Here is a 17,108-nt window from a genome sequence, read left to right on the forward strand (position 1 = left end):
GGTAAATATTTATTGAACTGTCGACGACGCCACTACTGTGAATCAACGAATTGCCGCTGTACTGCTGGTACTCGTAACCGTGTTCGCCGGCGTTCCGGCCCCGGTTGCGGCAGACCACGATGGACAGTGTTCGTTCCCGATGACGGTCACCGACGCCACGGGAACCGAAGTGACCATGTCCGAGGACCCAGAGCGCGTCGTCACGACCAACCCGAGCGCCGCCCAGACGATGTGGGAGATTGGCGCGAAAGACGAAGTCGTCGGCGTCTCGCAGTTCGCACAGTATCTCGACGGGGCGAGCGAGAAAGCGAACGTCTCCGGGTCGGGGGGCCTCAGCGTCGAGGCAGTCATCGGCCTCGAACCCGACGTCGTCCTCGTTCCGAACACGACGTACACCGTCGAGAAGGACCGCATCGCACAACTCCGTGACGCTGGGCTGACTGTCGTCGTCTTCGAGAGCGGTGACTCACTCGAGGCCGTCGCGGACAAAGTCGAGCGAATCGGTCGCATCACGGGCAACTGCGAGGCGGGGACCGAACGCGCCGACGAGATGCGCACTTCTATCGAGAACATGGAGCGCGCACTGGAAGACGTCGAACGGCCAGTCGGACTCAACGTGTTCTTTGGCTACGCCGCCGGTGGTGAGACGTTCATCTCCGAGATTATGACCACAGGTGGCCTTCGAAACGGAGCTGCTGAGGCTGGTTTCACCGGATTCGGGGAGATAAACGAAGAGCTCGTCGTGGAGATGAACCCCGAGTACCTCGTCGTCCCCTCTCACGCTCCCATCCCGAGTAGCCCCGCGTACAACAGCACGACTGCCATCGAAGAAGGCAACGTCGTCGTCGTGGACGCCAACAACCTCCAGCAACCTGCACCCCGCGCAATCGACGCGAGTGAGACGATTCTGAAGGCCGTCCACCCCGACGCGTACGAGCGATATCAGGAACTCCAGAACCAGTCGGAGACGACGGAGACGACGACCACGACCTCCGAAACGACGACCGCTACCCCCGAAACGACGGCCGGCGAACAGGACGCGACTGCGACCGCTGACGACCCGCAAACGACCGAGAGTAGCGCACCCGGCTTTTCTGCCGTCGCCGCAGTCGTCGCACTTGCTCTCACCGCGTTCGTCGGTCGCCGCCTGTAACTGACGACCGCTTTTCGAATCGTCCGCACGTTTTTATCCGATACCGTCACCACTCCGGCGTGCGAACGCACAGAGACAGCATCACAACAAGGCCCCGAAACTCGCAGACGAGAGCCAAAACGACGCGAGTTGGCCGCCCAGAATCATCCCGACACTGACGGTACCGAGCCAGTAGACGCGCTTGTGCATCGTGCGTCGTGCGCTCTCGATACCGCCTCGAATCAAGATGGCTTCTGCCTCCCCTTCCGGCGACGCCGAGTGGTTTGCGTGTGTTCCGAGGAGGGCGTCGATGGGTGCGCCATCGATACGGACGACCCCTGGCTCTCGGGTCTGTTCGACGTGCCCGAGGACGGTGACGGGTTCGTCGGCGGGGACGTACTGCTCGGTAACCTTTAGCCGTCCGTCCGACACCCCCGGCGACGGAAGCTCTGGGTGCTCCCGGAGGAAAGACGCTGTTCGCTCGTCGATGTCTCCGTCCAACTCGACGGCGGTCGTCGAGTGACGACTAGTGAATACTCGGTGTTGTCCCGGTGTGACTCTCACTGCCCCGTCACCGAGTGTGAACTCGGCACTCCGGACCCCTTCGGCGACGTTTCGCCACACCGTTCGAACGCCGAGTTGTTCACGGCGTTGGACTATCCAGTCGGTGTGGATGGAGGGGTGGCCGGTGAAGGGCGTCCTGAACTCGTCTTCGTTCCCGTCGGTGGGGACTTTCGGAACCCCCGACGTTGCGACGAGCGTGTCCGGGCCGTCCGAACTGACCGCTTCGGGTGCGACGTGCGGAACACGTTGGAGTAGTCGGTGCTCGTCGATCGACCCTGCGGCAATCGTCGCGAGGTAGAACCCGGCCCCAGCGACTGCCGCGCCGGCGACCCACAGTTCGTTGTCACCGAGTTCTGCCCCGGCGAGGACCGGGAGGAACATCCACAGAAGTGCGACAATTCCGATACTCCACCCCTTCGTTCGACTCAATCCCATTCGCCGAGAGATTTGAGACACTGCTGCCGGGTCAAACCATTTCACGCCGACTCCAAGGACGATGAAGAGGGAGACGAACCCAACGTAGCCGAGCACGTTCATCTTGTCTCCAACTCATTCACCACGACAATAATATTATTCCCGACATGATTTCGAAACTCGAGCACCCTCGGCCCGAGAGACCACAACCGTATTACCGTCGGGTGGCAGAGAAACGAGTATGGTCGAGAACGTCATCTACCCTGCCTACCTCGACGCCTCTCTCTCGCGCAGCGAAGGTCGGCGGGTCGCACAGTCGGCCGCAGTCGAAGACCCGACCGTAGACGAGATTGCGAAAGCAGTCCAGCAGGTCGGGTACGACGCGGTCATCGAACGGGACAAACGCTATCCGCGAGAGTTCGAGACGCGTGGTCGTATCCTCGTGGACAACGCAGACGACGCCACGAAGAACGACATCGTACAGGCTGTCGCCGCCTACGTCGGCATCCTCCGAGACTGATGCGGCGAATCGGCACCGTCTCACGGACGGCGCAGGGTCTCGCTATCGTTCGCCTCGACGACGACGACACACCCGACATCGGGACGATGGTCTTAGACGAGTCGCTCTCGACAGTCGGCCGAATCGTCGACGTGTTCGGTCCAGTGGACCGACCATACGTCGCTATCACGGCGAACGACGACAACCCAGCACGACTCGTCGGCACCAAACTCTACGCTCGGTGAGCAAGGCAAGAGCGTAACCGAGGCCAGAGCGCAATCCCCAAAGCCTTCGGGTTGGAACCCAGGAGTATGCCACGCCGCGCCTATCGAGGTGTCGCCCTCGCCGCCCTCATCTTTCTCGTCGTACAGGTGGGTGCGCTCGCACTCGTCCCGACGTTCTTCGAACAGGGCTACCAGACGGTCGAAGACCCCACAGACCCGACGAACAGTCTCCTCTACATCGGCGCCATCATCGGGATGACGGCGTTCATGCTCGTCGCGTTCAAATACGACCTCGACCAACTCATCCGCGGCATCATCGTCTTTACGAGCGGGGTGTTGGCCTGGTACGTCTTCGCCGCAGTGCTCCCCAACGGGCTGCTCGCTCTCGCCCTCTCGGCCGTCGTCGCTCTCGCGCTCCTCGTCTACCCCGAGTGGTACGTCATCGACACTGCGGGCGCACTCATGGGTGCAGGTGCTGCCGGTCTGTTCGGCATCAGTTTCGGCCTCCTCCCGGCGCTCGTCCTCCTGTCGATTCTCGCCGTCTACGACGCGATTAGCGTCTACAAGACCAAACACATGCTCGACCTCGCAGAGGGTGTGATGGACCTCCGAATCCCCGTCGTCCTCGTCATCCCGACGACGTGGTCGTACTCACTCCTCGACGAAGACTTCGCGCGCGACGCGAACGACGTCGGCGAGAACGCTGACGATGGCGAGTCAGAGTCCGCAGACGGAGACGACGCCGACGCAGACCCCGGCGACCGCGACGCGTTCTTCATCGGCCTCGGTGACGCTGTCATGCCGACGGTGATGGTCGCGTCGGCGGCGTTCTTCTCGAGTGCACCGTCGCTCGGCATCGCGGCACTTCCGGCGCTCAACCTCCCCGCACTGCTCGCGATGGTTGGAACGTTCGTCGGCTTTGCCGCGCTCATGTGGGCAGTGATGAAAGGTCGTGCACACGCTGGACTGCCGCTTCTCAATGGCGGCGCAATCAGCGGATATCTCGTCGGGTCGGTCGTCGCGGGCGTCCCACTCGTCTCCGCACTCGGTCTCGCACCGTATCTCTAAGCGTCGCGTTCTCGCCTCGCGTTCCCCCCTCGCGTTCTCTCCTGCAGTTACTCCTCGCTTCCAGCGCCTTCGCGGACGCGAACAGCCATGCCCGTCTCGAAGTCGAGCATCGCGTCGGCAGAGAGCTCCGCGCGGCCGACGCCGAGCAGTTCGCCGTCGGGACCGACGACACACACCTCGTCGCCCGAGCGAACGGCGGGGTCGACGTCGGTCACGAATTTGGCGAATGCGTTCTTCCCGTCGCGGACGAACGGCACCGATTCGTCGCCGACGACGACGGTGTACGCCAACTCGTCGAGTGCGGTGCGAAGTCGTCGGCCACCCTCCACGCCGAGTGTGAATCGGCCGTCGGTGCCGTAGGAGGTGACGCGTTCACCCTCGACGTACACCTGTCGCGGGCGACCACTTCGAGAACGAGAGACCTCGGTAGCAGCGTCTGCAGGGAACAACGCGTCACCCGCGCCGGCCCCGAACTGGTAGTCTGCGACGACTCGGAGGTCCGCCAAGTCGGACCCATCGGCTTCGGTCATACCCGGCAGTTCTCCCCGCCACCTAAAGTGGGTCGCGGTCCCGTCCGAGGGCGTGTGAACTGACAACACGGGCGAATCAATCAAAAAGTCCTAAATAGCGGAACGACCGCCGTCGGAGTATGTCAGTCGATATTCGACTCGCGGGGGTGGGGACAGTTCTCCTCCTCGCGAGTAGCGCCCTCCTCACACAGACGCCCCTCGACGGCCGTCTGTCGACCCTCCTCGCCGTCACTGCCGCACTCGGTGCGTTCGCCACCGTCGTTCGGGCGTCGTCGCCCACGGCGTAGTCGGAGTTCCGACCCGCGTTTTGTTGATTGCAGCTTTCGACCCGCTGTTTTACGTATAGTCGCTTCGACACGTTGGGTGTATGGCAGCTATCAGTTCTCTCAAGACTGCCCTCCAGAGCATCGGGTCGAACCCGGTGTTGTTCCTCGGGGGCCTCCTCGCGGGACTCATCACGCTCCCGCAACTCGGGACGCAGTTGGCAGGGATTCCGTTCGTTCCCACGGTGTTGCAGGTGCTCGCGTTCTTCGTCACCCCGTTCGTCGCCGCCGGTATCTACGGGATGGCCGACGAAGCACTCGAGAGCGCAGAGTCGCGGACGACGCTCTCGACGTTGACCGCCGTGGGGCGTGAGAAGTACGTCCCCTTGCTCTTGGCGAACATCGTCGAACTCGGCATCGTCATCGCGTTCGGTATCGTGTTCGTCATCGTTACGACCGTCGTCGTGCTCAGCATCGGTCTCGGAGCGGTTGCCGGCGGCGGAGGCGGTGACCTCGCTATCGGTGGTGGCGTCGTTATCGCAATCGTCGCGCTCCTCTTGCTGTTTCTGGTGTTCGTCCTGGTCAACTTCTTCATCCAGTTTTTCCCCGTCGCCGTCGTCGTGGGCGAGTCTGGAGCGATCGAATCGTTCGGTGAGAGCTACCGACTCGTCCGGAACAATATCGTCCCCGCACTCGGCTACTCGGTCATCCAACTCGTGGCCGGGTTCCTCGTCTCGATTCCCGTCACTGGATTCATCTTCTTCCGGACGTTCCAGAACCTCCAGGACATTCAGAACCTCCAGAACGCCGGTGGCGTCGCTCCGGGAACGGTCCCGTCTGGACTCGGTTTTTCGACGACAGAAATCGTCGCCATCGCAGCGATATCGCTGGCAGCACAGATGCTGTTGACGACGTTCCAGTACACCTACGCCGTCGCGTTCTTCGAGGCACACGACGGTGGCCACACCAAACAGGTGGGACCGACGGGCCCCGATATCGACGGCGAGTCGGTGATTCCGAAGTTCGAGTGACTACAGGAGGAAGGTCTCTTGTCGCTCCGAGAGGTCGATGAAGGCGTCTGCGGCCTCCACGAGTTCGTCCGCAGTCGATTCTCTGAAAGACATGACTTCGACGCGAACACCCTCGTGTCGAAGGTGTGAACAGAGGCGCTCGAAGTCGCCGTCTCCCGAACAGATGATTATCGTATCGACGTGGTTGGCGAGACTGACCGCGTCCAGCGCCATGCCGAGGTCCCAATCGGCTTTCTTCGACCCGTCGCCGAACGTCTTGATATCTTTAATCTTGGTCTCAAAACCGATGTCGACGAGTGCATCAAAAAACCGTTCTTCGTCGGGCGAATCCGCGCGGATGACGTAGGCGATTGCGCGAGTGAGCGCACGACCTGCGGTCGCTTTCTCTAACAGCGACGAGTAGTCGATATTCCTCGAATAGAGGCTCTGTGCGGTATGATAGAGGTTTTGCGCGTCTGCCAAGATGGCGACGCGTTGGTCGGGATGAATCTCTGTCATTCGTCCATCGGTTGCACCCCCCAGGCTAATAACCGTCCGGGAGCGTTCCCAACTCTGAGATTGGAGCGCTATAGCGCAAACTGAGATTGGAGCGCTACAACTCAAAAATGCATATTTGGAACGCTCAAACGCTCGAAACACCGATTCGTGGTGAGAGGCAGGTCCTGCAGAGTGCGCAAGTTATATTATGCTCCCAGTACCTGCATCCGGTGTGAACGACTTTACGCGACCTGCGACGACCGCCACACGGTCGACAGCGTCGCGTGACGAATTCTTTTCGAAAAAACGCGCGTCATAATCGCTCGTTGCGGGAGTAGCGACCCCGTCTCGGGCGGCCCCCGATTCGACGCGCACCCGGTCTGAACGACCGATTCCCACATTCCACCACAGCCGTCTCAACACCACACCACGACACATGACAACAATTGACCTTCGCGGCGTCTTCCCCGCGATGACCACTCCGTTCCACGAGGACGGAAGTATCGACTTCGAACAACTGCAGTCCGACACCCGCCGCCTCGAAGAGGCAGGCGTCGATGGACTCGTCCCGGTCGGTTCGACCGGCGAATCCGCGACGCTGACCCACGACGAACACGTCGAAGTGGTCGAAGCAGTCGTCGAGGCTGTCGAAGACGTGCCCGTCATCGCCGGGTCCGGGTCGAACTCGACCCGAGAAGCACTCGAACTCTCTCGACGCTCCGCCGACGCCGGCGCCGACGCACTCCTCCTCATCTCGCCGTACTACAACAAGCCCGAACAGTCGGGCCTCGTCGAACATTATCGCACGATTGCCGACGAAGTCGACGTCCCACAAATCGTCTACAACGTCCCCGGCCGCACGGGAAGCAACATCCTGCCGGAGACGGCCGCAACCCTCGCCGAACACCCGAACATCGCCGGCTACAAGGCCGCGAGCGGTGACCTCGGACAGATTTCGCAGGTCGTCGAGTACACACGAGACGAGGAGTTCGCCGTCCTCTCGGGCGACGACGGCCTCACGCTCCCCGTGCTCTCCGTGGGCGGCGTCGGCACCATCTCCGTCGTCGCAAACGTCGAACCGGCACGCACGGGCGCGCTGGTCCACTCGGCACTGCAGGGCGATTACGAACGCGCTCGCGAACTTCACCACGAACTCGGCCCACTCTGCCGGCACCTGTTCTGTGAGACGAACCCCATCCCGGTCAAGGAAGCGATGGAGATTCGGGGCTACGGCCCGGCCGACCTGCGCCCGCCACTGACCCGTCTCACCGAAGAGAACACCGCAGAGATGCGTCGCCTCCTCGACGAACTCGCCGCCGAACCGGCGGTTCCCGACGGAGGGGCCGACGAGTGACGGTCCGAGTCGCCGTCACCGGCGCGACGGGGCGAATGGGCGAGGAAGTCCTCGCCGCCGCGTCCGACCGCGACGACGTGGAAGTCGCGTTCGCAGTGAGTCGCTCCGCAGGCGACGAAGTCGAGGGCGTCGCCGTCGCCGCCGCCGCCGACCTTCCGGACCTGTTGGCCACTCACGAACCCGACGTTCTCGTCGATTTTACCGGTCCTGCGTCCTGCGTCGAGTACGCGGCCGCCTGCGCCGAAGCGGGCGTCGCCTTCGTCTCCGGCACGACCGGACTGAGCGAAGGCGGATTCGACGCGCTCCGCGACGCCGCCGACGAGGTTCCGGTCCTGTACGCGTCGAACTTCTCGCGTGGTATCGCCGCACTCCGCCGCGCCGTTCGCGAGGCCGTTCCGGCACTCGACGGCTACGACATCGAACTCACCGAGACACACCACAACGCCAAGCGCGACGCGCCGAGTGGAACCGCGCTGACGCTATTAGACGACATAGATGAAGCACGCGGCGACTCACCCCGCGTACACGGCCGCGAGGGCGAAGCACCCCGAAGTGCGGGTGAAATCGGTGTCCACGCTCGCCGGGCGGGGGATATTGCCGGTGAGCACGAAGTATTATTGGCTGGAAATCATGAGTCACTCTCACTCACTCACCGCGCGGGGTCGCGTGGGGTCTTCGCCGCCGGCGCACTCGACGCCGCGGCGTGGCTCTCGGGCCGCGACGCCGGGTGGTACGACTTCACCGAGGTACTCGAATGAGCCTGGAATCCGACGTACGAGAACTGTGGCACCGATACGACGACGGCGACGTAGACGCCGCGTCGGCGAGCGTAGACGAACTCGACACACTGGACGCGTTCCTCACCGCCCTCGAAGCGGGCGAGGTGCGCGCGGCCGAGAAGACGGGGTCTGCGGTGACCTCGTGGGAGGCCAACGAGTGGGTCAAGCGAGGCATCCTCCTCAACTTCGGTCTGCGGGAGACGCTCACCCGAGAGTACGGCGACGTTCGCTATCACGACGTGCTGCCACTCCGCGACACCGAGGACCTGGCAGACCGTGGCACCCGAAACACGCCGGATGGCACCGTCATCCGCCGCGGCGCGTACCTCGGCGCTGACTGTATCATGATGAGCCCGTCGTTCGTCAACATCGGTGCGTACGTCGACGACGGAACGCTCGTCGATTCCTGTGACACCGTCGGGTCGTGCGCCCAAATCGGCGCGAACGTGAAGCTCGGTGCGAACACGCTCATCGGTGGCGTCCTCGAACCGGTCGAAGACGCACCGGTCGTCGTCGAAGACGGTGCCGCACTCGGTGCCGGGTGTCGCGTCACCTCTGGATTCGTCGTCGGCGAGAACTCTATCGTCGGCGAGAACACGCTTCTCACGCCGCGCATCCCCGTCTACGACCTCGTCGACGAGGAGATACACTACGGCCACCTGCCGGCGAACCGCCGGGCGTTCACTCGCTTCGTCGAATCCTCTATCGGTGACCACGACCTGTTCGCCGGCGGCGCGTACAAACCCGCCGTCGTCGCACTCGACATCGAAGACGATACTCTCGACGCGACCCGCCGAGAGGAGGCACTCCGCGAATGAGCGACGGAGGTCCGGCCGTCCGGCGACTGTCTGACTGGGACCGCGAGCAACTCCTGTCGCTCGCCGACGAGTTCGGGTCGCCGCTGTACGTGACCGACCTCCAGCGCGTCCGCGAGAACTGTCTCCGCCTCCGTGAGGCGTTCCCCGAGGCACACGTCAGCTACGCCGTCAAGGCACACACGGGTAAGGCAGTCCTCGAAACCGTCCTCGACGCCGGTCTCGACGCCGAGTGCGCCTCCGCCGGCGAAGTCGAACGCGCCCTCGCGGCCGGATTCCCTGGCAACCGCATCCGCTACACGGCGGTCAACCCGCCGGCGGCCGACCTCGACCACGTCGTCTCCCGGTGGGAAGACAATCCCGAGATGACCGTCACCGTCGGCGCCGAGGATACCGTCGGCCGACTCACCGAGCGTGGGTTCGACGGCCGACTCTGTCTCCGGGCGAACCCAGGAGTCGGCGCGGGCCACCACGAGAAGGTCACGACGGGGGGCCACGCGAAGTTCGGCATCCCCATCGACCGCGTCCCGAGCGTTGCCGAGGACGTTCGTGACGACGTCGAACTCGTCGGCGTCCACGCCCACGCGGGCAGCGGAATCTCGGGCGACGACCTCTCGGCACACCGCGAACTCGTCCGTCGGATGGGTGACCTCGCTCGCGCCATCGGCGGCCTCGAATTCGTCGACGTCGGCGGCGGGTTCGGCGTCCCGTACCACGACGACGAACCGCCACTCGACCTCGCGGCAGTCGCCGACGCGACCCGCGACGCCCTCGGCGACACCGACGCCCAACTCGCTGTCGAACCTGGGCGCTACGTGGTCGCCGACGCGGGCGTCCTCCTCTCGGCGGTCAACACCGTCAAGGAGGTTCCCGAGACGACTGTCGTCGGCATCGACGCTGGTATGACGACCTTGCTCCGACCGGCGATGTACGACGCGTATCACGCGATTTCGAACCTCTCTCGCCCGGACGCCGACACCGTTTCGACCACCATCGCAGGACCTGTTTGCGAGACGAGCGACGTCTTCGCAGAAGACCGACCACTCGCCCGACCAGCGCGCGGCGACGTCCTCGCAATCGGCAACGCGGGGGCATACGGCTACGAGATGGCCAGCACCTACAACTCTCGGCCGCGACCCCCCGAAGTCGTCCTCGACGACGATGGCCCCCGCGTGGCCCGTCGCCGCGAGACTTTAGACGACGTCGTCACCCTCGAACGAACCGCATCTGAACACCCTCCCAACTGACCAAGCACACACACAGAATCATGAGCGTACTCAACACCGTCCCATTCGAAAAGTTCCACGGCACCGGAAACGACTTCTTCGTCGTCGATGCCGAAGACCCAGTTCCAGACCGCCCAGCGTTCGCACGAACGCACTGCGACCGACAGGGTGGTATCGCACTCGACGATAGCAACCGACGCGGCGCAGATGGCGTCCTCTTTCTCGCACTCGAATCTCGATACGACCCACCACGCGTCGTCATGACGCTCGTCCAACCGGACGGGTCTGTCGCCGCCATGTGCGGTAACGGCGCTCGCGTCGCGGCGGCGTGGGCGGCGGAGCGAACCGACTCAGACGAGATTATGATAGATACGCCCGCCGGCACTCGGCGAGCGTCACTCGACGACGACTACGTGACCGTCGAGATGGGCGCCCCCTCGTTCGACCCACGGGACGTTCCACTCGAAAGCGACGAAGAACTCGTCGAAGCAGCGGTCGAGGGCCTGACCATCACGGCCGTCAACACGGGCGTTCCACACGCCGTGGCGTTCGTCGACGACGTCGACGACGTCGACCTCGAAGCGGTTGCCCCGTCGATTCGACACGCACCGCTGTTCCCCGAGGGGACGAACGTCACCCTCGCCTCGCCAGACGGCGACGGTGGGTTCCGCCAGCGGACCTTCGAACGCGGCGTCGAAGGCGAGACGCAGTCCTGCGGAACGGGTGCCGTCGCCGTCGTCGCCGCCGCGAAGCGGCTCGGCCACGTCTCCGGTGACGACCCCGTTCGCGTCTCCCCGCCCGGCGGGACGCTCTCGGTCACGGTTCCCGACGAAGGCTCCGCGCTTCTCGGTGGCCCTGCTGTCCACGAAGGCGACGGCGAGGCCGACATCGTCTTCCGCGAACGATGACCGGCGACGGGTTCGACCCCGTCTCGTTCCTCGAACGGGCCGTCCCCGTGGCCTCGAACGAAGACGTCGGTGCGATGCGTGACCTGCTGGTCGAGACCCTCGAAGCCAACGGTGCCGACCCGACCGTCGACGACGCCGGCAACACCGTCGCCTCGAAGGGTGCGTCCGACCCCGAGACGCACCTCGTTTTGAATACGCACATCGACACCGTCTCGCCGCACATCCCGTACTCCCGAGAAGACGGCACCATCCACGGACGTGGGTCGTGTGACGCGAAAGGCCCGCTCGCCGCACTTCTCGCGGCGTTCTTCTCGGCCGACCCGGCGTCGGATTCGCGAGTCACGTTGGCAATCACGCCCGACGAAGAACTGCTCTCGACGGGTGCTGCCGCACTCGACGTCGACGGCGACCTGTACATCGTCGGCGAACCGACGGGACTCGACGTGTGTACCGCGGCAAAAGGCCGGTTCGAAGGGACGGTTACCCTCGGCGGTGTCGCCGCTCACGCCGCAGAGCCCGACTCAGGTTCGAACGCTATCGACGCGCTCGCTCCCGTTCTCGACGCGCTCAGGTCGTTCGACGACGACAGACCAGCCCACCCCGAACTCGGTCCGGCGACGTTGACGCCCACGATGGTCGATGGTGGAGAGAACTCGAATCAAGTCCCGGCGGAGTGTCGGCTCGTCGTGGACCGGCGGAGCGTCCCGCCGGAGACGGCAGACGGTTTCCGCTCGTCGCTTCTAGAGACGCTCGAGTCGGTCGTTCCCGAGGGAATCGACGTGGGGTTCGAACTCACCGAGCGCCCGACACCGTTCCTCGAAGCGTTTGCCACCGACCCAGACCACGACCTCGTGACGACGCTCGCAGACGCGTCACAGCGTGTGGGTGGCCGTGGCGACGTGCGACCGTTTACCGCCGCCACCGAAGCCTCGTACTTCTCACCTGCACCCGTGGTCGTCTTCGGCCCTGGCGTCCTCGCGGACGACGAGGGTGCTGTCGCACACGCAGACCGTGAGTACGTCCACACCGACGACGTCCGAACTGCGGCAGAAGCCCTGGTCCAGACCGTCGACCATCTGGTCTCCTAAATGTCGTTCAATCAAAACGTTCATACTCTGCGGAAGATTCGTTGTAATCGATGCGCCCTCCACATTCGCTCATCGCCCTCCTCCTCGTCCTCGTCGTCGCGTCGACGACTGTCGTCGCCTCGGATGGTCTAACCACCATCGAACATCAGGGTGACGAGATAATTCTCGACGCCGCGCAAAACCAGCAGATTCGCGGAACGACACCGTTCGAACAGGGGACCGTCATCGGCGTCCGCGTGAAGTCGGTCGGTGACACACATCCGTTCTTGGTCTCGAAAGCAGTCAGAGTCGACGAGAATGGGTCGTTCACCGTCGTCTTCGACCTCTCGGGGTTAGCCCCGTTACGCGGTGGTCCAGTCGACGTCGTGGTACGGCACAACCAGAGCACCATCCACGAGTTAGACGGGAGGCTTGTGACAGAGAACATGCCCGAGAACTCGACGCTCACCTACGACCCGTCGAACCCGGAGACGACCGCGACGACGTCACCAGAGACGGTGACCTCCACGACGACCACGACGGCGAGCGGTCCGCTCTCGGGGGTGACCGTCCCCGGTCTCGGTATCACAACCGGCGTCGTCGCCACCCTGGTCGTCGCACTCCTCGCACGTCGGTGACGACCACGAAGCGACGTCGGTATCGAATACGGAGCGACGTCGGTGACGGCCACAGAGCAGAGCGGTCCCGATTGGAGTCTTCACTCCAACCGACTGCCTCCCTGGACTCGCCCAGGAACGCAACGCCCTTTTTCTACCCCACCTATCGTCGGCGTATGTACGAGGCGGTCTACGCACACCCCGACGGCGAGAGTACGGCTAGTCGCGTCGCAATCGCCGCCGAGAGATACGGGTACGACGGCGTCGTCGTCCGTGGGATGGACGCCCGTCCCGACTTCGACCGCCTCCGCGACGAACTCGACGTCGACCTCGTCGACGCGGTCGAAATAGACGCCCCGGACCCAGAACACGCCAGCGGGTCGGTCGGAAACTACCGGCCACAGCGCGAACTCCTCATCCTCCGCGGTGGGACGAACGCGCTCAACCGATTTGCCGTCGAACAACCTCGCGTCGACGTGCTCGCGCGTCCGATGGCTGGAAACGGGAACTTCAACCACGTGCTGGCGAAAGCCGCCAGAGACAACGGCGTCCGCGTCGAGTTCGACCTCTCTCCCGTCCTCCGAACCGAGGGCGGCAGTCGCGTCCAAGCGCTCTCTAACCTCCGAAAACTCCGCGAACTCGTCGAATACTACGACGTTCCGTACGTCGTCTCCGGCGGGCCGCGCTCACACCTCGAACTCCGCGCCCCCCGCGAGTTGGCCGCACTCGGGGACGTCGTCGGGTTCGACCGAGAGCAGATTCTGGACGGACTCCGCGAGTGGGACCGCCTGACCGAACGAAACCGAGGCCGAACGTCCGAGTCGTTCATTGCTCCGGGCGTCAAACGAGGTCGGTATGAAGAAGACGATTGAGGAACACGCCGCCCGGTTTTCAGAGATCGCCTCCGAGTACGACGAGAGTCAGAACAGCGAGGAGTACCGCGCGTGTGTCTCCCTCGTCGTCCACTACGCCGACCCGACCCCCGACGACGTCGTCTTGGACCTCGGGACGGGAACCGGTGCCATCGCGCTCGCACTCGCACCGGACGCCAAGCGCGTCATCGGCCGCGACATCAGCGAGGGCATGCTCGAACAGGCACGGACGAAAGCCGCCGAAGTCGGTATCGAGAACATCGAGTTCGGTGTGGGGAGGTTCCGCGACCCGAACGTCCCAGACGGGGAGCACATCGACGTCGTCGTCTCCAACTTCGCCATGCACCACCTCTCGGACGAGGAGAAACGCGAGGCAATCCGCGTCGTCGCCGACCTCGAACCGAAGCGATTCGTCCTCGGTGACGTGATGTTCTTCGGCGAACCGAACCCCGACGAACCGTTCTACTCACCCGAAGTAGACGACCCGTCGACCGTCGGCGTGCTCGCAGACGCGCTCACTGACGCTGGATTCGTCCTCACCGCAGTCGAGTCGGTCCACGAGCAAGTCGGGGTACTAGTCGCAGAACGCGCACAATCGACCGAGGAATAACCGATGAAACACCTCCCGAAACATCTCCGCCCACGCTGGCGCTATCTCGCCGTCGAACTCGAGACGTGGCCCGACGCGACCATTCGTCGTGGCTCGTTCCAGCGAGAACTGTGGTACGCCGCCCAGAATCTCTACGGTGACGCCGGAAGTGCAGACGCCGACCTGACGGTCCTCGGGTTCGATTTCGAGGATAGCGTCGCCGAGACCATCGTCCGCGCCCGCCGTGGCTCCGTCGAAGAAGCGCGTGCAGCACTCGCCTGTATCGACACGGTCGGCGACCACCCGGTTGGCGTGAGAGTGCGCGGCGTCTCCGGAACGGTACGTGCCTGTTCGGAAAGGTATTTACACCGCCGGGCCGGAATTTCTGAGGAGAGAGACGTCGTGTTCGAGACCGAATCCCGGACTGCCGTCGTCCGCAATTCCCTCTTGGACGTCAGCGGGCCGGACGGGTTCACGGGCGCGACGCAACTCGATTTCGAGTGATACTCTATGCAGGGACAAGCGCAACAACAGGCGTACGACCGCGGGATTACTATCTTCTCGCCGGATGGTCGACTCTATCAGGTCGAATACGCTCGTGAGGCCGTCAAGCGCGGCACCGCGAGTATCGGCGTGCGAACACCCGAGGGTGTCGTCCTCGCGGCGGACAAACGCTCTCGCTCGCCACTGATGGAACCGACGAGCGTCGAGAAGATTCACAAGGCGGACGACCACGTGGGTATCGCGAGCGCCGGCCACGTCGCCGACGCCCGCCAACTCATCGACTTCGCCCGTCGCCAGTCGCAGGTCAACCGCCTCCGCTACGGCGAACCCATCGGTATCGAGACGCTGACCAAGGAAGTCACCGACCACATCCAGCAGTACACGCAGGTCGGCGGTGCCCGTCCGTTCGGTGTGGCCCTCCTCATCGGCGGCGTCGAAAACGGCACCCCGCGCCTCTACGAGACGGACCCCTCGGGGACGCCCTACGAGTGGAAGGCCGTCGCAATCGGTGCCGACCGCGGCGACCACCAAGAACACCTCGAAGAGAACTACCGCGACGACCTGACCCTCGAAGAGGGCATCGCACTGGCGCTCGAAGCCATCGCCTCGACCAACGAGGAAGGCATCGCGCCCGACGGCGTCGACGTGGCGACGGTCTCGGCCGAGTCCGAGCGCTTCGTCGAACTGTCGAACGAGGAGATCGAAGAACACCTCGTCGCCAACGACCTGCTGGCGACCGAGGAAGACGAGTCGGACGACGACGAAGAGTAGACCGCATCCCGCGGTTTCGCGTTTTCTTCTCAGAGACGACAGTCGCAGTACCGACGGCTTCGCGTCGCTACCGAACGGTATCTGTCGGCACTAGAGAGTGCGTCGAACATCGTTACTGCAGGGTTCGTCGTACATCGCGACTACAGCGTGGACCCAGCGTCGCCACTCTCCAGTCACGTCAATCACTCGACGTCGCTCGACAAAATCCTCGAATTCGTCTGCTGTCTCGTCGGTGGTTCAGTATTCCTCGTAGGCGAGGTTCATCAGCCACTGCGAGAAGGCGTTACTGTTCGCGTTGATCTCTTCTTCCCCGATGAACGGCGAGAGCATGTCGCCGGCCATGAGCATCGAAAACTGCAGGTCGCGGGCGGCGGGTTCGAGGTAGTAGGTGGTGTGCCCGTTGTAGACGGCATCTGTCCGCTTGATAAGGTCGAGCGACTCCAGGACCTCGGCAATACGGCTTCCCTTGCGGGAGGAGATATCCAGTTCTTTCCAGAAGTCACTCTGATGGATGCCGCCCGACTCGCGGATGAGTTCGAGTCCCGCGCGCTCGTCGGAAGAAAGGTCGGCTTCGGCTTCGCTCGCGCTCATACAATCTACACGTCGGGCGAGTGGTTTAATGCTGACGTTCGACCGGTTCGAAGGCGGTCTGACACGGCGACCCATCGGCAAACTCGTACGACGAGTTCTCGGGTCCGAGCGTGATGAGCGACGACGAACGCGTCCCGAACCGACCCTCGGGGTCGTGGACGCAGACGCCGAAGTCGTGGTCACCGAGCGCGTCGGCCGCCCGCTTCCGCCACGTCACCATCGACTCACTCGGTTCTGGTTGGAGTGCTTCCCAGAGTCGTCGGGCGTTGTCGGCTTGCTGTTCGCCTCGCTCTGGATGGGTGGCAGGAACGAACCACGAGTCGTGCGTGCCGACGTTGACGACGACGTGGACGCCGGGGTCGAGGTTCTGCACCGACACGCTGCCGTCCCACTCGAAGAAAATCGCCGCGTTCCTGTCCGCGATGACGAGGTTGAACCCGTCGTAGGTGTACTCGTCTACCGAGTGTTCGACGAACCGCGCGGCGTCTTCGGCCGTCTCGTAGCGGAGGGCATCGCGGACGAGGTGCCCCCGAGAGCGCTCGCCGCCGCCTTCGACTTCGACCCAGCGGTTCGTGATGCCGACGAAGACGCCGGCGTCGTTGTAGCCGACCCACGTGCCACCCGCCTCAGAGTCGCGCGGAGCGACGATTGCAGGACCATCGCCGTTCTCCCACCGCTGTGGCGGCTCGGCGGGCCTATCGAGTAGCTCGTCGCGGTTGGCGGCGACGACGACGGGCGCGTCGTCGAACACCTGCCACGCGAGGATGAGTGTACACACGGACGGAGGTAGGACTCACTCGGTCAAAAACCTCC

Annotated in this window: 22 protein-coding genes; 17 read left to right on the plus strand and 5 right to left on the minus strand. The window is 63.9% G+C overall.

Annotated features, from left to right (window positions below):
• The first annotated feature begins 37 nt into the window (after positions 1 to 37).
• Entirely contained in the window at positions 38 to 1,153 is a 1,116-nt protein-coding gene (locus GJR99_RS03665; protein ID WP_151109373.1) for a PGF-CTERM-anchored ABC transporter substrate-binding protein, read from the plus strand.
• 81 nt (positions 1,154 to 1,234) lie between these two features.
• Here the strand turns inward: GJR99_RS03665 and GJR99_RS03670 are convergent, their stop codons facing one another.
• Positions 1,235 to 2,233 (minus strand): hypothetical protein, encoded by a 999-nt coding sequence (locus GJR99_RS03670; RefSeq protein WP_151109375.1) that lies wholly within the window; start codon positions 2,231 to 2,233, stop codon positions 1,235 to 1,237.
• A gap of 118 nt (positions 2,234 to 2,351) precedes the next feature.
• On the opposite strand from GJR99_RS03670, the gene srp19 reads away from it, so the two are divergent.
• The 3 genes from srp19 to GJR99_RS03685 all read left to right on the plus strand — a co-directional run bounded on the left by srp19 (position 2,352) and on the right by GJR99_RS03685 (position 3,901).
• Complete coding sequence (gene srp19, locus GJR99_RS03675) at positions 2,352 to 2,630, plus strand: signal recognition particle subunit SRP19 (protein ID WP_151109377.1); 279 nt, start codon at positions 2,352 to 2,354, stop codon at positions 2,628 to 2,630.
• Positions 2,630 to 2,854, plus strand: coding sequence for an H/ACA ribonucleoprotein complex subunit GAR1 (locus tag GJR99_RS03680; RefSeq protein WP_151109379.1), 225 nt, complete (start codon positions 2,630 to 2,632; stop codon positions 2,852 to 2,854). The genes srp19 and GJR99_RS03680 overlap by 1 nt, the downstream gene beginning before the upstream one ends.
• A 66-nt stretch (positions 2,855 to 2,920) precedes the next feature.
• Complete coding sequence (locus tag GJR99_RS03685; protein ID WP_151109381.1) at positions 2,921 to 3,901, plus strand: presenilin family intramembrane aspartyl protease PSH; 981 nt, start codon at positions 2,921 to 2,923, stop codon at positions 3,899 to 3,901.
• 47 nt (positions 3,902 to 3,948) lie between these two features.
• On the opposite strand, the gene GJR99_RS03690 is transcribed toward GJR99_RS03685, so the two are convergent.
• Positions 3,949 to 4,431 (minus strand): PUA domain-containing protein, encoded by a 483-nt coding sequence (locus GJR99_RS03690; protein ID WP_151109383.1) that lies wholly within the window; start codon positions 4,429 to 4,431, stop codon positions 3,949 to 3,951.
• 119 nt (positions 4,432 to 4,550) lie between these two features.
• On the opposite strand from GJR99_RS03690, the gene GJR99_RS17365 reads away from it, so the two are divergent.
• Positions 4,551 to 4,718, plus strand: a complete 168-nt coding sequence (locus GJR99_RS17365) for a hypothetical protein (RefSeq protein ID WP_191967063.1) — start codon at positions 4,551 to 4,553, stop codon at positions 4,716 to 4,718.
• An 80-nt stretch (positions 4,719 to 4,798) separates the two neighbouring features.
• Positions 4,799 to 5,725 (plus strand): DUF7847 domain-containing protein, encoded by a 927-nt coding sequence (locus GJR99_RS03695; protein ID WP_151109385.1) that lies wholly within the window; start codon positions 4,799 to 4,801, stop codon positions 5,723 to 5,725.
• Here the strand turns inward: GJR99_RS03695 and GJR99_RS03700 are convergent, their stop codons facing one another.
• Entirely contained in the window at positions 5,726 to 6,223 is a 498-nt protein-coding gene (locus GJR99_RS03700; protein ID WP_151109387.1) for a LabA-like NYN domain-containing protein, read from the minus strand. It lies immediately after the preceding gene.
• Positions 6,224 to 6,638: 415 nt separating this feature from the next.
• On the opposite strand from GJR99_RS03700, the gene dapA reads away from it, so the two are divergent.
• The 11 genes from dapA (at position 6,639) to psmA (ending at position 15,704) form a co-directional block, all read left to right on the plus strand.
• Complete coding sequence (gene dapA / locus GJR99_RS03705) at positions 6,639 to 7,556, plus strand: 4-hydroxy-tetrahydrodipicolinate synthase (protein WP_151109389.1); 918 nt, start codon at positions 6,639 to 6,641, stop codon at positions 7,554 to 7,556.
• Positions 7,553 to 8,314 (plus strand): 4-hydroxy-tetrahydrodipicolinate reductase, encoded by a 762-nt coding sequence (dapB, locus tag GJR99_RS03710; RefSeq protein ID WP_151109392.1) that lies wholly within the window; start codon positions 7,553 to 7,555, stop codon positions 8,312 to 8,314. Before dapA ends, dapB begins: the two co-directional genes overlap by 4 nt.
• Positions 8,311 to 9,153, plus strand: coding sequence for a 2,3,4,5-tetrahydropyridine-2,6-dicarboxylate N-succinyltransferase (locus GJR99_RS03715; RefSeq protein ID WP_151109394.1), 843 nt, complete (start codon positions 8,311 to 8,313; stop codon positions 9,151 to 9,153). Before dapB ends, GJR99_RS03715 begins: the two co-directional genes overlap by 4 nt.
• Positions 9,150 to 10,397, plus strand: a complete 1,248-nt coding sequence (gene lysA / locus GJR99_RS03720) for a diaminopimelate decarboxylase (RefSeq protein ID WP_151109396.1) — start codon at positions 9,150 to 9,152, stop codon at positions 10,395 to 10,397. Before GJR99_RS03715 ends, lysA begins: the two co-directional genes overlap by 4 nt.
• A 20-nt stretch (positions 10,398 to 10,417) precedes the next feature.
• The gene (gene dapF, locus GJR99_RS03725; protein ID WP_151109398.1) at positions 10,418 to 11,284 is read left to right on the plus strand and encodes a diaminopimelate epimerase; all 867 of its coding nucleotides are present in this window, start codon (positions 10,418 to 10,420) and stop codon (positions 11,282 to 11,284) included.
• Positions 11,281 to 12,372: a M20 family metallopeptidase gene (locus GJR99_RS03730; protein WP_151109400.1), complete on the plus strand. Its 1,092-nt coding sequence runs from the start codon at positions 11,281 to 11,283 to the stop codon at positions 12,370 to 12,372. Before dapF ends, GJR99_RS03730 begins: the two co-directional genes overlap by 4 nt.
• Positions 12,373 to 12,422: 50 nt before the next feature.
• Positions 12,423 to 12,989: a BGTF surface domain-containing protein gene (locus tag GJR99_RS03735; protein ID WP_151109402.1), complete on the plus strand. Its 567-nt coding sequence runs from the start codon at positions 12,423 to 12,425 to the stop codon at positions 12,987 to 12,989.
• Positions 12,990 to 13,144: 155 nt separating this feature from the next.
• Positions 13,145 to 13,840, plus strand: a complete 696-nt coding sequence (locus tag GJR99_RS03740; RefSeq protein WP_151109404.1) for an RNase P subunit p30 family protein — start codon at positions 13,145 to 13,147, stop codon at positions 13,838 to 13,840.
• Positions 13,824 to 14,450, plus strand: coding sequence for a class I SAM-dependent methyltransferase (locus GJR99_RS03745; RefSeq protein ID WP_151109405.1), 627 nt, complete (start codon positions 13,824 to 13,826; stop codon positions 14,448 to 14,450). The genes GJR99_RS03740 and GJR99_RS03745 overlap by 17 nt, the downstream gene beginning before the upstream one ends.
• A gap of 3 nt (positions 14,451 to 14,453) precedes the next feature.
• Positions 14,454 to 14,933 (plus strand): Rpp14/Pop5 family protein, encoded by a 480-nt coding sequence (locus GJR99_RS03750; RefSeq protein WP_151109407.1) that lies wholly within the window; start codon positions 14,454 to 14,456, stop codon positions 14,931 to 14,933.
• A 6-nt stretch (positions 14,934 to 14,939) separates the two neighbouring features.
• Positions 14,940 to 15,704, plus strand: coding sequence for an archaeal proteasome endopeptidase complex subunit alpha (gene psmA, locus GJR99_RS03755; protein ID WP_151109409.1), 765 nt, complete (start codon positions 14,940 to 14,942; stop codon positions 15,702 to 15,704).
• Between the two features lie 237 nt (positions 15,705 to 15,941).
• Here psmA and GJR99_RS03760 read toward each other — a convergent pair whose 3' ends face one another.
• Both GJR99_RS03760 and GJR99_RS03765 read right to left on the minus strand, forming a co-directional pair.
• Entirely contained in the window at positions 15,942 to 16,295 is a 354-nt protein-coding gene (locus GJR99_RS03760) for a helix-turn-helix transcriptional regulator (protein ID WP_151109411.1), read from the minus strand.
• A 25-nt stretch (positions 16,296 to 16,320) separates the two neighbouring features.
• Positions 16,321 to 17,073: an NRDE family protein gene (locus GJR99_RS03765; RefSeq protein ID WP_151109413.1), complete on the minus strand. Its 753-nt coding sequence runs from the start codon at positions 17,071 to 17,073 to the stop codon at positions 16,321 to 16,323.
• Positions 17,074 to 17,108 lie beyond the last annotated feature (35 nt).

Origin of the sequence: Haloferax marinum, from assembly GCF_009674625.1 — an archaeon.
GTDB lineage: Archaea > Halobacteriota > Halobacteria > Halobacteriales > Haloferacaceae > Haloferax > Haloferax marinum.

Excerpts from the sequence above, each read along its gene's own strand:
- GJR99_RS03670 (WP_151109375.1), bottom strand. The coding sequence starts at position 2,233 with ATGAACGTGCTCGGCTACGTTGGGTTCGTCTCCCTCTTCATCGTCCTT.
- srp19 (WP_151109377.1), top strand. The coding sequence starts at position 2,352 with ATGGTCGAGAACGTCATCTACCCTGCCTACCTCGACGCCTCTCTCTCG.
- GJR99_RS03680 (WP_151109379.1), top strand. The coding sequence starts at position 2,630 with ATGCGGCGAATCGGCACCGTCTCACGGACGGCGCAGGGTCTCGCTATC.
- GJR99_RS03685 (WP_151109381.1), top strand. The coding sequence starts at position 2,921 with ATGCCACGCCGCGCCTATCGAGGTGTCGCCCTCGCCGCCCTCATCTTT.
- GJR99_RS03690 (WP_151109383.1), bottom strand. The coding sequence starts at position 4,431 with ATGACCGAAGCCGATGGGTCCGACTTGGCGGACCTCCGAGTCGTCGCA.
- GJR99_RS17365 (WP_191967063.1), top strand. The coding sequence starts at position 4,551 with ATGTCAGTCGATATTCGACTCGCGGGGGTGGGGACAGTTCTCCTCCTC.
- GJR99_RS03695 (WP_151109385.1), top strand. The coding sequence starts at position 4,799 with ATGGCAGCTATCAGTTCTCTCAAGACTGCCCTCCAGAGCATCGGGTCG.
- GJR99_RS03700 (WP_151109387.1), bottom strand. The coding sequence starts at position 6,223 with ATGACAGAGATTCATCCCGACCAACGCGTCGCCATCTTGGCAGACGCG.
- dapA (WP_151109389.1), top strand. The coding sequence starts at position 6,639 with ATGACAACAATTGACCTTCGCGGCGTCTTCCCCGCGATGACCACTCCG.
- GJR99_RS03715 (WP_151109394.1), top strand. The coding sequence starts at position 8,311 with ATGAGCCTGGAATCCGACGTACGAGAACTGTGGCACCGATACGACGAC.
- lysA (WP_151109396.1), top strand. The coding sequence starts at position 9,150 with ATGAGCGACGGAGGTCCGGCCGTCCGGCGACTGTCTGACTGGGACCGC.
- dapF (WP_151109398.1), top strand. The coding sequence starts at position 10,418 with ATGAGCGTACTCAACACCGTCCCATTCGAAAAGTTCCACGGCACCGGA.
- GJR99_RS03730 (WP_151109400.1), top strand. The coding sequence starts at position 11,281 with ATGACCGGCGACGGGTTCGACCCCGTCTCGTTCCTCGAACGGGCCGTC.
- GJR99_RS03735 (WP_151109402.1), top strand. The coding sequence starts at position 12,423 with ATGCGCCCTCCACATTCGCTCATCGCCCTCCTCCTCGTCCTCGTCGTC.
- GJR99_RS03740 (WP_151109404.1), top strand. The coding sequence starts at position 13,145 with ATGTACGAGGCGGTCTACGCACACCCCGACGGCGAGAGTACGGCTAGT.
- GJR99_RS03745 (WP_151109405.1), top strand. The coding sequence starts at position 13,824 with ATGAAGAAGACGATTGAGGAACACGCCGCCCGGTTTTCAGAGATCGCC.
- GJR99_RS03750 (WP_151109407.1), top strand. The coding sequence starts at position 14,454 with ATGAAACACCTCCCGAAACATCTCCGCCCACGCTGGCGCTATCTCGCC.
- psmA (WP_151109409.1), top strand. The coding sequence starts at position 14,940 with ATGCAGGGACAAGCGCAACAACAGGCGTACGACCGCGGGATTACTATC.
- GJR99_RS03760 (WP_151109411.1), bottom strand. The coding sequence starts at position 16,295 with ATGAGCGCGAGCGAAGCCGAAGCCGACCTTTCTTCCGACGAGCGCGCG.